The sequence below is a fragment of the Vibrio sp. ED002 genome, assembly GCF_023277445.1.
GTDB lineage: Bacteria > Pseudomonadota > Gammaproteobacteria > Enterobacterales > Vibrionaceae > Vibrio > Vibrio jasicida.
Map to the genome: position 1 here is coordinate 1911877 of NZ_CP080238.1, position 12793 is coordinate 1924669.

Here is a 12793-nt window from a genome sequence, read left to right on the forward strand (position 1 = left end):
GATATACATAAAACTTAGAAAGTGACGCATAGTTAGTCATCATTATCAACTTGAGCAGTGTTGATATATCTGTCGGGATGACAGATAAGCAAAGGGAGAATTGCAATGGCTCTTTATGATCCAAGTCTTGAGAAAGACAACTGTGGATTTGGCTTGATCGCGCACATGGAAGGCGAGCAAAGTCACAAGCTGGTACGTACAGCAATTTCTGCACTTGACCGCATGACCCACCGTGGTGGTATCGCCGCCGATGGTAAAACCGGTGATGGTTGTGGTCTTCTTCTACAAAAGCCCGATTCCTATTTACGCCTTATCGCTGAAGAAAATGGCTTCAACCTTGGCAAGCAATACGCCATAGGGATGATTTTCTTCAACCAAGACCCGGTGAAAGCTCAACTCGCCAAAGACATCATCAACAAAGAGCTCGCACAAGAGACTTTGACGGTAGCAGGGTGGCGTGAAGTACCAACCAATTCAGAAGTACTCGGCCCAATCGCCGCCGATTCACTTCCAGACATTCAACAAGTCTTTATCTCTGCTCCGGCAGGTTGGCGCGAGCGTGACATTGAGCGTCGTCTCTACATTGCACGCCGTCGCATCGAGAAACAAATCACCGAAGATCCTGATTTCTACATCTGTAGCTTGTCGACACAAGTTTTGGTGTACAAAGGCTTGTGCATGCCTGCGGACTTACCGCGCTTCTATCTTGATCTTGCTGATCTACGCATGGAATCTGCTATCTGCCTGTTCCACCAGCGTTTTTCTACCAATACTCAACCGCGTTGGCCACTAGCTCAGCCGTTCCGTTACCTTGCTCATAATGGTGAGATCAACACCATTGAAGGTAACCGCCAATGGGCACGAGCGCGAGCTTACAAGTTCTCGTCACCACTGCTGCCAGACCTACAAACCGCAGCACCGTTTGTGAACGAGACAGGTTCAGATTCTTCCAGCTTAGATAATATGTTGGATCTATTCCTTTCTGGCGGTATGGATATCTTCCGTGCCATGCGCATGCTTGTGCCACCAGCATGGCAAAACCACCCAGACATGGACCCGGATCTGCGAGCGTTTTACGACTTCAACTCTAAGCACATGGAACCATGGGATGGTCCGGCAGGTATCGTATTGTCTGACGGCCGTTACGCTGCCTGTAACCTAGATCGAAATGGTCTGCGTCCTGCACGTTATGTGATTACCAAGGACAAATTTATCACCCTAGCATCAGAGGTAGGGATTTGGGACTACGCTCCCGATGAAGTTGCCGAGAAAGGCCGTGTTGGTCCGGGTGAGCTGCTGGTTGTCGATACTCGTAAAGGTAAGCTTTGGCAGTCTAGCGAGATCGATAACGATCTGAAATCCCGCCACCCTTACCGCGAATGGATGGAAAACAACGTTCGCAAACTCACTCCTTTTGCTCAGCTACCTGAAGATCAAGTGGGTGAGCGCAGCTTTGATGAAGACTTACTCAAGACTTATCAAAAGCAATTTGCTATGAGCAATGAAGAGGTCGATCAAGTACTGCGTGTTCTTGGTGATATGGGCCAAGAAGCGGTCGGCTCCATGGGTGATGACACCCCAATGGCCGTTCTCTCGTCGAAAGAGCGCTTGGTGACTGATTACTTCCGTCAGAAGTTCGCTCAGGTAACCAACCCGCCAATCGATCCATTGCGTGAGAAACACGTAATGTCACTGGCGACCAGTATCGGTCAGGAGATGAACGTCTTCTGTGAAACCGATGGCCACGCCTACCGAGTGACCTTCGATTCGCCAGTATTACTTTACTCAGACATGCAGCAATTGCTTGAGCTTGGTGACGATCACTACCGTAATACCATTCTCGATATCAATTACGATCCACAACAAAAAGATCTCAAACAAGCCATTGATGATCTGTGTGAACAAGCAGAACAGGTCGTACGTGAAGGCACGGTTCTAGTCGTGCTTTCAGATCGCGCTTTAGTCAAAGGCAAGCTGCCAATTCCTGCAGCAATGGCGGTCGGTGCGGTTCAAACTCGCTTGATCGATGCCAACTTACGTTGTGATGCCAACATTGTTGTTGAGACCGCAACAGCTCGTGACCCACACCAATTTGCTGTCTTGCTTGGCTTTGGTGCTACTGCGGTTTATCCATACCTTGCTTATGAAGCACTAGGTAAGCTGATTGATGATAAAGCGCTAGAAAAAGACTATCGCGATGTGATGCAAAACTACCAATACGGCATCAACAAGGGTCTGTACAAGATCATGTCGAAAATGGGGATTTCTACTATCGCCTCTTACCGTTGCTCACAATTGTTTGAAGCAGTTGGCTTGAGCCAAGAAGTCGTCGCCTTATGCTTTAAAGGCGTGACGACTCGTATTGAAGGCGCGAACTTCGACGACTTCCAACAAGATTTGTACAACCTTTCTCGTAAAGCTTGGGCGAAACGTAAAGCCATCGAGCATGGCGGCTTATTGAAATACGTCCACGGTGGTGAATATCACGCCTACAACCCAGACGTGGTTGGCACACTGCAAACTGCGGTGAAATCAGGCGAAAGTAACGATTATCAGAGCTTTGCTAAACAGGTGAACCAACGTCCTGTTGCCATGCTGCGTGACTTAATGGCACTGAAAAAATCGGATTCCCCATTACCACTTGAGCAAATCGAGCCAAGCACAGAACTCTTCAAGCGTTTTGACTCTGCGGCAATGTCTATTGGCGCACTCAGCCCAGAAGCGCACGAAGCACTTGCAACAGCGATGAACCGGCTTGGTGGTTACTCCAACTCGGGTGAAGGTGGTGAAGATCCACGTCGCTTCGGTACCGAGCGTAACTCGCGTATCAAACAGATTGCTTCTGGGCGATTTGGTGTCACGCCTCACTACCTAACCAATGCAGACGTGCTGCAGATCAAGGTCGCACAGGGTGCGAAGCCGGGCGAAGGTGGTCAGTTACCGGGACACAAAGTCACCGCAGAAATTGCAAAACTGCGTTATTCGGTACAGGGGGTAACTCTGATCTCCCCTCCTCCACACCACGATATTTATTCGATTGAAGATTTAGCCCAGCTGATCTTCGACCTAAAACAAGTCAATCCAAACGCATTGGTTTCGGTGAAGTTAGTTTCTGAACCAGGCGTCGGCACCATCGCAACAGGTGTAGCGAAAGCTTACGCTGATCTCATTACCATCTCGGGTTACGACGGCGGTACCGCAGCAAGTCCATTAACTTCAGTGAAATACGCAGGTAGCCCTTGGGAATTGGGACTGGCAGAGACACAACAAGCACTGGTTGCTAATGGTCTGCGTCATAAGATTCGTCTACAGGTAGATGGTGGTCTAAAAACGGGGCTAGACGTGGTGAAAGCGGCGATTCTCGGTGCTGAAAGCTTCGGTTTTGGTACTGCGCCAATGGTGGCAATGGGTTGTAAATTCCTACGTATTTGTCACCTCAACAACTGTGCCACAGGGGTTGCAACTCAAGACGAGACATTGCGTAAAGAGTACTTCAAAGGCCTACCGGAAATGGTGATGAACTATTTCATTGGTCTGGCGGACGAAGTGCGCGGATTACTCGCTGAACTTGGTGTTGAAAAACTGACTGACTTGATTGGTCGCACGGATTTGTTGGAAACCGTTGAAGGTCTTACGGCGAAACAAACCAAGCTAGATCTGTCGAATATCCTTGAGGCGCCAGTCTCTCCAGAGGAACACCCTCTTTACTGGACACAGCCAAATACACCATTTGATAAAGCAGAGCTAAACAACAAGATCATCGAAGACGCACTACAAGCGGTTGAAAAACGTCAATCTGCTAGCTTCTTCTACAACGTGATCAACACCGACCGTTCTGTGGGTGCTCGCCTATCTGGTGAAATCGCTCAGCGTTACGGCAACCAAGGCATGGCGGCGACGCCAATCAAACTGCATTTGGATGGCACTGCAGGCCAGTCATTTGGCGTTTGGAACGCGGGTGGCGTAGAGCTTTACCTCACTGGCGATGCCAACGACTACGTAGGTAAAGGCATGGCTGGCGGTAAGGTGGTTATCAAACCTCACCTTGGCACTGCATTTAAGTGTAATGAAGCGACCATCATTGGTAACACCTGTCTGTACGGGGCAACTGGCGGTAAGTTGTTTGCGGCAGGTAAAGCCGGTGAGCGTTTCGGCGTACGTAACTCAGGTACGATTGCCGTCATTGAAGGTGCTGGCGATAACGCTTGTGAGTATATGACTGGTGGTATTGTTGCCATTCTTGGTGCGACAGGCGTGAACTTTGGCGCCGGCATGACTGGCGGATTTGCTTACGTATTGGATGAGAACCAAGACTTCCAAGGTCGCGTGAACAACGAATCGGTTGAAGCGATTTCTCTGTCGGATCTCTACATCCATCAAGAGCACTTACGTGGTCTGATTGCCGAGCATCTTGAAGAAACTGGCTCTAGCCACGCAGAAGATATCTTGGCGAACTTTGATGAATGGATTCCAAAGTTCTACTTGGTGAAACCACAAGCGGCGGACTTGCGCACGCTACTTGGTCACCAGAGTCGCAGTGCCGCAGAACTGCGCGTTCAAGCCCAGTAATCATGGAGGATGTTTGAATCATGAGTCAGAACGTTTATCAATTTATCGATGTTCAACGCGTAGACCCTGCGAAGAAGCCTATCAAAGTTCGTAAGATCGAATTCGTTGAAATCTATGAACCGTTTACCAAGCAACAAGCGACTGCGCAGGCGGATCGCTGCTTGGATTGTGGTAACCCATATTGTGAATGGAAGTGCCCAGTCCACAACTACATTCCTCAATGGCTAAAGTTAGCCAATGAAGGTCGTATCCTTGAGGCCGTTGAGCTATCGCACCAAACTAACAGCTTGCCTGAAGTTTGTGGCCGAGTATGTCCGCAAGATCGTCTGTGTGAGGGTTCTTGTACTCTCAATGAAGACTTTGGCGCTGTTACCATAGGTAACGTTGAAAAATACATTACCGACAAAGCCTTTGAAATGGGCTGGAAACCTGACATGTCTAAGGTGGAGTGGACCGATAAAAAGGTTGCCATCATTGGTGCAGGCCCAGCAGGCTTGGCTGCCGCTGATATCCTAGTGCGCAATGGAGTGAAACCTGTCGTATTTGACCGCTATCCTGAAATTGGAGGCCTACTGACCTTCGGTATCCCTTCGTTCAAGCTTGAAAAAGGCGTGATGGAAAACCGCCGCCGCGTCTTCACCGAGATGGGCGTAGAGTTCCAGATGAATGTCGAAGTAGGTAAAGATGTGCAGATGCAAGAGCTACTTGATGAGTACGATGCCGTCTTTTTAGGTGTTGGTACTTACAAGTACATGCGTGCGGGACTAGAAAATGAAGGTGCGCCGGGTGTCTACGATGCTCTGCCATTCTTGATTTCAAATACTTACAAGGTCATGGGCTTGGAGCACGACAAACCTTTTATCGACATGGCAAAACAACGCGTCGTCGTACTCGGTGGTGGTGATACCGCAATGGACTGTGTTCGTACCTCAATCCGCCAAGGCGCATCAAACGTGGTATGTGCTTACCGTCGTGATGAAGCCAATATGCCTGGCTCTCGACGCGAGGTGAAAAACGCTAAGGAAGAAGGCGTGAAGTTCATGTTCAACCTTCAGCCTTTAGGAATTGAAGTGGATGCGTCAGGCAAAGTCTCAGGGGTCAAAGTGGTGAAAACTGCCCTTGGTGAGCCTGATGAAGCGGGTCGTCGCCGTCCAGAACCAGTAGAAGGCAGCGAGCACGTTCTACCAGCAGACGTCGTTATCATGGCGTTTGGTTTCCAGCCACACAAAATGGACTGGCTAGCTCCGTTTGATGTCGAGTTGGATCAATGGGGCCGTATCAAAGCTCCTGCGAAACAAGAGTTCCAATTCCAGACCAGCAACAAAAAGATCTTCGCTGGTGGCGATGCGGTTCGAGGCTCAGATCTGGTCGTGACCGCGATTGATGAGGGTCGAAAAGCCGCAGAAGGTATTCTCGATTACCTTGAAGTTTAATCACTGTTAACGTCTCAAAAAGGATCCTACTATTGGATCCTTTTTTCTTTTATTACATATAATTAAATTCCTAAGATAAGGGATAAAACCAATGAAAAAAGCCGCTCTCCTTTCCATTACTTTGCTCGGCTTAACCGCTTGTAGCCAAGGAGTCACAACCATGACTGATCGTTCTCAATCACCTTGTGGTGACAAACCAAACTGTGTCTCCACCCAAGACACGCGTGAAGAATACAACCTAACACCATTCACCCTAACCGAATCCACCAACATCGATGCAATTGAGCAAGTGGCGCTTGAACTGCCAGGCGCGAAGACTGCCGTCAAAGAAGGCAATTACCTACGTATCGAATGCACATCTAAAATAATGCGCTTTGTGGACGATTTAGAGCTTAAGATCGAAGGCGACCAGCTTATTGTTCGTTCTGAATCTCGCGTTGGCTATTCAGACTTTGGCGTGAACCGTAAGCGTGCTGAACAATTACGTTCACTGTTGGCGAATGCTGAGTTAATCAAATAACGACCACATATTGGTGCAGAGTGGTATACTCTCGCCAACTTAAATTTTTATCGAAAGAGAGTGTTATGAAAGTTGGTATCATCGGTGCGATGGAACAAGAAGTCACCATCCTGAAAGAAGCAATGACAAACTGCCAAACAGTAAGCAAAGCAGGTTGTACGTTTTTCTCTGGTCAGATTAACGACGTTGATGTGGTACTGCTTCAATCTGGCATCGGTAAAGTAGCGGCTGCAGTAGGCACAACTATTCTGCTAGACGAGTACCAACCAGATGTGGTTATCAACACTGGCTCTGCAGGTGGCTTCGATTCAAGCCTAAACCTAGGAGACGTTGTTATCTCAACAGAAGTTCGTCACCACGATGCAGACGTAACTGCGTTTGGCTACGAAATGGGTCAAATGGCAGGTCAACCAGCAGCATTCAAAGCGGATGAGAAGTTAATGGACCTTGCTGAAAAAGCACTGGCTCAAATGGAAAACACGCACGCTGTTCGCGGACTGATCTGTACTGGTGATGCGTTTGTTTGTACGGCAGAACGCCAAGAGTTTATCCGTAAACACTTCCCTTCAGTTATCGCTGTAGAAATGGAAGCATCTGCTATCGCCCAAACTTGTCACCAATTCAACACACCGTTTGTTGTTGTGCGTGCTATCTCTGACGTAGCAGACAAAGAATCACCAATGAGCTTCGAAGAGTTCCTACCGCTAGCAGCGAAAAGCTCTTCAGAAATGGTATGCAAAATGTTGGAACTGACTAAGTAAGTCCCCAGAATTTCATGGAAGAAATATTTCAACAGCTCTATGCCAATGGTGCGCTCCTCGTCATGTGGGGCGCATTACTATTCCACTTATTAATCCCTATTCCTCACGCTGCTCATCCTGTGACTTTATGGCATAAATTCGCAGAACAACTGGCGAACAAAGTTAATAACAACCACGCCTACTCACAAAGCATTCTCTCTGGCGGGCTCGCACTGCTTCTTATGCTTGTACCTTGCTTGATATTACTGCTCGCGATGAAGCCCTTAGTTTGGCAAGCGCCCTTATTTGAGCTGGCATTACTGCTTATTGCTCTCGACTGGCGAAACAACGAGTCACTTGCTAAACAACTCGTCACCGCAATGTCGAATGAGAACAAAGTACAGTGCCGAGCGTTACTCAAGCCTTACCTTAATCGAGATACCGAGAGCTTATCACTGCTTGGTATTGGTAAAGCAGGCGCAGAGACCATCATCATGGGTTACGGACGTAACGTTGTGTGCGTGTTGTTCTGGTATGGATTGACTGGTGGAATTGGCGCATTAATGTATCGCCTAACAGCAGAACTTGCTCGTGCTTGGTCTCCAAGTCGCCGTCAGTATTCACCTTTTGGTAAGCCTGCTATTCAGCTAACGGCTGCATTGGAGATTGTTCCTTTGCGCTTGTTTGCCGTGTTCATTAGCATGGGTAAAAACCTATCGAGTGTTTCGACTGGCATGCTTCAACAAGCGAAGTCTTGGCCACTTCCGGGGCCAGCTTGGTTGTTGTGCTCGATTGGTAACAAGCTTCAATTGTCACTTGGCGGCCCAGCGCTGTACCAAGGTCAACGAGCTGAACGAGCGAAAATTGGTGGTCGTATAGCGCCATCTGCTATTCATTTAGCACAAATCCAAACCCTCATTGTATGGCGTATTTTTGCTTGGATCGTTATCCAAAGCCTGATTCTCGGACTCATTTATCAAGGACTATGATGAACAAACTTTGCTTTGCTCTTCCTCTTATCTTCTCTGCCGCTTCTTTTGCCAATGAACCTGCTCAGCGCGTCATCAGCCTGGCTCCACACTCAACAGAAATCGCCTATGCTGCAGGTCTTGGTGACAAGCTGATTGCGGTCAGCGAGATGAGTGACTACCCCGAGCAAGCTAAAGGTTTAGAGAAAGTATCAAACTATCAAGGCATCAAGTTAGAGCGCATCATTGCCCTTCAACCCGATTTAGTTATCGCTTGGCCAGCAGGTAATCCAGCCAAAGAACTTGAAAAGCTCAAGCAGTTTGGCATTCCTATCTACTACTCAACTACTGGAACGTTAGAAGACATCGCTACGAACATTGAGCAACTTAGCCAGTACAGTGAGAAGCCAGAAGTTGGGCAAAAAGCCGCCGCAGAATTTCGCGCGCAGTTGGAAGCACTAAAAGAAAAGTACGATACCGAAGATAAAGTCAGCTACTTTTATCAGTTAAGTGAAAAGCCGATCATCACGGTCGCAGGTAAGAACTGGCCAAGTGAAGTCTTCACCTTTTGCGGTGGTGAAAACATCTTTGCTAAGGGCAGCGCTCCTTACCCACAAGTCAGCATCGAGCAAGTGATTACTCGCCAACCCGAAGTCCTGTTTACCTCTCGCCATGCCATGAGTGATGATGGCATGTGGGCAGAGTGGAAAAACGACATCCCTGCGTTAAAAAACAACCATGTTTGGTCACTCAATTCCGATTGGATCAACCGCCCGACCCCAAGAACCTTAAACGCGATCACAGAGGTGTGTGAACACTTTGAAACCGTTCGGCAAAAACGCTAACGTTTTCGTTGGAAATCCCGTACAATTTCCGTCCCATTTCTGTTCCCCCACAATTTGTTTAAAAGGTACCAAGTAACATGGACTCCATGCTGCTTTATATGATCGATTTATTCGGTACTGCTGTCTTTGCGGTTTCTGGCGTTTTACTCGCAGGCCGATTAAAGATGGATCCTTTCGGTGTGATCGTACTCGGTAGTGTGACAGCTATTGGAGGCGGCACTATTCGTGATATGGCGCTTGGCGCAACCCCGGTCTTCTGGATCACTGACACCACTTATCTTTGGGTAATTTTCATCACTTGTTTACTCACGATGATTCTCATTCGTCGTCCTAAGCGCTTACCTTGGTGGGTCTTACCTGTCTGTGACGCAATTGGTTTGGCGGTATTCGTCGGTATCGGTGTTGAGAAAGCTCTCGCCTACAATGCTTCTGGCATGGTTGCGGTGATCATGGGCGTTATCACTGGCTGCGGTGGCGGCATTATCCGTGATGTGCTGGCTCGCGAGGTACCCATGGTACTGCGAAGTGAAGTCTATGCGACCGCATGTATCATCGGTGGTATTTTCCATACAACCGCATTGAGTATGGGACACGACCATTCAGTCGCCCTACTCGCAGGTGTCATCTCAACTTTGATTATTCGCCTTGGTGCGATTCGCTGGCACTTGTCACTGCCAACCTTTGCTATCAATCGCTAATCGATACCAATCAATTTACGCAAAAGAGCTGACTGAAACGTCGGCTCTTTTTGTTTGTAAAATCACCTATCGCTTCTCATCTCAAGCTTGGCTATATTAGGCCTATTATTCCCAACATTCATGGATAGACATGTTACTGGAAGGCATCGAAACACTATTAGTTTTAAGCAAAGCGAAAACCATGAGCCGCACTGGGAGTTTGCTGTATATCAGCCAATCTGCAGTGAGTAAACGAATCGCGAACCTAGAGAAAAAACTGGGAAAGAAGCTAGTAGAACCGTCAGGGAGAACCATTAAACTCACACCTGATGGCATGGCTTTGATCGAGAATATTGGCCCATCTTTTAACGAGTTACGTGGCCTTATTTATGAACAGCAAGAGCTAGAAGATACATCATTAATCACCCTCGATAGCTCAAAGTCTCTTATTGCGGGTTATCTTGGAAAAACCATTGGTGATTACCTCAAGCAAGATCAGTACTTAACCATAACCACCAACCACAGCCCTAGAATCGTTGAGCGGGTTCAATCCGGTAAAGCGACCATTGGGCTTTGCGCTGGTTTGCTTCCACCACATCACGGCTTGATGGCTTTCCACTTATGTGATGAACCTTTCTTCCTCGTTAGTGATCAACCACTAAATGAATTACCGAAAAAAGTCATCACAAATGATTTAACTAACCCGTCCAATAGCTACCAACTGCCTGCATTAGAGAAAATCGGTATCAAACCATTGATGGAAATGGATGCCTACACTGCAGCTGCACAACTTGCACTTGGAGGGGCAGCGCCAGCATTAATACCGTTATCGATCGTTAGAGCGTTAAAGATCCCTGACCATAACTGCTTCATGTTCGAACAACTGGCATCTTTAATTCGACCGATTCATATCTGCGTTAGGCAAAACGTGTACCAGTCACCAAGAGTTAAAACAGTGATAGAAACCATTGGTGATGTTGTTGCCAAAGAAGTTTTGTCGCCATCAACATAGACATGGTAATCACTAAAGGTCGAATCCATTTTTGGCCTTTAGTAACAACAACTTTGGCACCAAGTTGAGCACCAATAAAGCCACCTACCGCCATGGTCAGACCGATTTCCCACACAGGCAAGCCAGCAAGAATAAAGAACAGCAGAGCCGCGATATTTGAAGTGAAGTTGAGAATCTTAGTACGAGCAGTCGCATCAACCAAAGAGAAGTGACCAAGTGCGACAAAGCAAAGCGCAAAGATAGAGCCAGTACCTGGGCCAAAAAAGCCATCGTAAAAGCCCACGCCGCCACCAACGCACAAAGCGAACATCGCTTCAGAAAGCTTCGGCTCCCCTTCCGCTGTTTTAGAGGTCGAGGAGAGCAAAAAGTAGAGAGAAATCGCAATCAGCAATACAGGGATAAGGCTAGTGAGTATACCTGCATCGATAAACTGCACAGCCTCTGCCCCAATAGCAGAGCCAATAAAGGTACATAGAATCGCTAGGCGCATCTCTTTAAGGCTAACAATACCATTACGCACAAAGTACCAACTAGCAGAGAAGCTTCCGAATGAGCTTTGGAGTTTGTTCGTCGCCAATGCCTGAGTTGGGCTAAGCCCCGCTGCCAGTAGAGCTGGCAATGTTAATAGACCACCACCACCAGCCATGGCATCAATAAATCCTGCTGCTGATGCGACAAAAAACAATGCAATTAACATCTCGAAAGTGATTTCCACTCGTGCGTCCTTGTAAATATTTGTAACCAGATGAGGCAACGATAGCATTGCCTTACAAACGCACAAAAGGAAACTCAAGACACCAACCTATTCCAGGTTTTCATCAATCTAAAAATCTAACAAATGATACGTTAAATGTATCAATTACATTTCCGATAGAATTCACTCTCAAGAGCATTTCAATTTTTTGATGGAAAAAGAAAACACTGGCTTAATCTTATCAATTCAACCTTATCGAAAGTGAAAACAATGGATGTTTTAAGGGCTCGCCCTTCAATAAAAGAGCAACAGCTACGCTCTCGCATCGAACAAACCGTAAATCTAAAACAGCTTTTCAAAGTCATAGACTCTAGGCCCGAAACCTCGGGAGCTGGGGTCGTTTATATCGACAACATGTTTACCATTGTTCGGTTGAGAGACTTCACTGCCACATGCCGCATCAATCCTATTTTCATCATCTTGCGGGAACCGATGAAAAACCAAACATCATTCGAGTTTGCAAAAACAATAAAGCAAGAAGAGTCTAAATCTAAGTTTAACCAAGAGCTTTTATCTGCAAGCATCAGCTGTGTTGGTGCCGCGATTGGATGGATTGGTGTTATTGGTTCTGGATTAACAGTACCAATAAGTGGTCCAGCAGGTGTAACAATGTCCTACATTTCATATGCGGCAACTGCAGCAGCTACAGCCCAGTGCTCCATAGGCGTAGCAAGAACCTTTATGGCGTCAAAATCACCGGAAAAATTATCTAATTTAGACAACAATGAATGGTATCAAAACACCACAAAGGCCTTAGATTACATCTCTTTGGCCGGAGCTGGTGCAAGTGGTTACCAAACAACAAGAATGGTTTTATCTCTAAAGCAAACTACAGGGAAAGGCATTCAAGAAGTATTAAAAGGTTTAAATAGACAAGAGAGAGCAAGATTAACGAAAGAGATTGTCCGCAGAAATCTTCCTTCCTTCTCGAACAAAGCACGAAAACAACTTGTCTTAGCAGGATTAATACCCAAGAGATATTCACAAGCCACTGTATCCGCATCCATTTCCCACCAACTCCTCGACGCGATTGGAGGTTCTATTAGCATAATAGGAAGCAGTTATTCTGGAGAGGTAAAGAACCTTGCCATTGGTATTTATGAGGAGTTGAAAGTTGAATACTAAATCGATCGACCTAGTGAACATATTAATAAGCATATGTTTATATTTAGCATTAACTATTGGTTTAGCAATAAGCCTAAGCATCTGGAATGAATGGTTTTCTCTCTCTCAACGAATTGATCTCGATACTTACTTCACTCTCTTCGGCGCCAT

10 protein-coding genes are annotated in these 12793 nt (G+C 46.9%); 9 read left to right on the forward strand and 1 reads right to left on the reverse strand.

Annotated elements, in window-relative coordinates; translation table 11 throughout:
- The first annotated feature begins 105 nt into the window (after window positions 1-105).
- The 8 genes from gltB (at window position 106) to ITG12_RS08845 (ending at window position 10764) form a co-directional block, all read left to right on the forward strand.
- Complete coding sequence (gene gltB, locus ITG12_RS08810) at window positions 106-4569, forward strand: glutamate synthase large subunit (RefSeq protein WP_038878193.1); 4464 nt, start codon at window positions 106-108, stop codon at window positions 4567-4569.
- A gap of 20 nt (window positions 4570-4589) precedes the next feature.
- Window positions 4590-6002 (forward strand): FAD-dependent oxidoreductase, encoded by a 1413-nt coding sequence (locus tag ITG12_RS08815; protein ID WP_020194019.1) that lies wholly within the window; start codon window positions 4590-4592, stop codon window positions 6000-6002.
- Window positions 6003-6093: 91 nt separating this feature from the next.
- Entirely contained in the window at window positions 6094-6522 is a 429-nt protein-coding gene (locus ITG12_RS08820) for a DUF1499 domain-containing protein (protein ID WP_038878196.1), read from the forward strand.
- A 65-nt stretch (window positions 6523-6587) separates the two neighbouring features.
- A complete protein-coding gene (mtnN, locus tag ITG12_RS08825; protein ID WP_005436177.1) occupies window positions 6588-7283 on the forward strand; it encodes a 5'-methylthioadenosine/S-adenosylhomocysteine nucleosidase in 696 nt (231 codons plus the stop codon).
- Window positions 7284-7297: 14 nt separating this feature from the next.
- Window positions 7298-8251, forward strand: coding sequence for a cobalamin biosynthesis family protein (locus ITG12_RS08830; protein ID WP_038878199.1), 954 nt, complete (start codon window positions 7298-7300; stop codon window positions 8249-8251).
- Window positions 8251-9075, forward strand: coding sequence for a vitamin B12 ABC transporter substrate-binding protein BtuF (btuF, locus tag ITG12_RS08835; protein WP_038878202.1), 825 nt, complete (start codon window positions 8251-8253; stop codon window positions 9073-9075). Before ITG12_RS08830 ends, btuF begins: the two co-directional genes overlap by 1 nt.
- A 77-nt stretch (window positions 9076-9152) precedes the next feature.
- Window positions 9153-9773, forward strand: coding sequence for a TRIC cation channel family protein (locus ITG12_RS08840; RefSeq protein ID WP_005425397.1), 621 nt, complete (start codon window positions 9153-9155; stop codon window positions 9771-9773).
- A 130-nt stretch (window positions 9774-9903) separates the two neighbouring features.
- Window positions 9904-10764, forward strand: coding sequence for a LysR family transcriptional regulator (locus ITG12_RS08845; RefSeq protein ID WP_038878205.1), 861 nt, complete (start codon window positions 9904-9906; stop codon window positions 10762-10764).
- On the opposite strand, the gene ITG12_RS08850 is transcribed toward ITG12_RS08845, so the two are convergent.
- Window positions 10700-11479 (reverse strand): TSUP family transporter, encoded by a 780-nt coding sequence (locus tag ITG12_RS08850; RefSeq protein ID WP_038878208.1) that lies wholly within the window; start codon window positions 11477-11479, stop codon window positions 10700-10702. The genes ITG12_RS08845 and ITG12_RS08850 overlap by 65 nt on opposite strands.
- A gap of 249 nt (window positions 11480-11728) precedes the next feature.
- Here ITG12_RS08850 and ITG12_RS08855 point away from each other — a divergent pair, with 249 nt between their 5' ends.
- Window positions 11729-12643 carry a hypothetical protein gene (locus ITG12_RS08855; RefSeq protein ID WP_038878211.1) on the forward strand — a complete coding sequence of 305 codons (915 nt, stop codon included), beginning with the start codon at window positions 11729-11731 and terminating at the stop codon, window positions 12641-12643.
- Window positions 12644-12793: the final 150 nt, after the last annotated feature.

What these genes read in the sequence shown, in the direction of transcription:
- gltB (WP_038878193.1), top strand. Translation starts at nt 106, where the DNA reads ATGGCTCTTTATGATCCAAGTCTTGAGAAAGACAACTGTGGATTTGGC.
- ITG12_RS08815 (WP_020194019.1), top strand. Translation starts at nt 4,590, where the DNA reads ATGAGTCAGAACGTTTATCAATTTATCGATGTTCAACGCGTAGACCCT.
- ITG12_RS08820 (WP_038878196.1), top strand. Translation starts at nt 6,094, where the DNA reads ATGAAAAAAGCCGCTCTCCTTTCCATTACTTTGCTCGGCTTAACCGCT.
- mtnN (WP_005436177.1), top strand. Translation starts at nt 6,588, where the DNA reads ATGAAAGTTGGTATCATCGGTGCGATGGAACAAGAAGTCACCATCCTG.
- ITG12_RS08830 (WP_038878199.1), top strand. Translation starts at nt 7,298, where the DNA reads ATGGAAGAAATATTTCAACAGCTCTATGCCAATGGTGCGCTCCTCGTC.
- btuF (WP_038878202.1), top strand. Translation starts at nt 8,251, where the DNA reads ATGAACAAACTTTGCTTTGCTCTTCCTCTTATCTTCTCTGCCGCTTCT.
- ITG12_RS08840 (WP_005425397.1), top strand. Translation starts at nt 9,153, where the DNA reads ATGGACTCCATGCTGCTTTATATGATCGATTTATTCGGTACTGCTGTC.
- ITG12_RS08845 (WP_038878205.1), top strand. Translation starts at nt 9,904, where the DNA reads ATGTTACTGGAAGGCATCGAAACACTATTAGTTTTAAGCAAAGCGAAA.
- ITG12_RS08855 (WP_038878211.1), top strand. Translation starts at nt 11,729, where the DNA reads ATGGATGTTTTAAGGGCTCGCCCTTCAATAAAAGAGCAACAGCTACGC.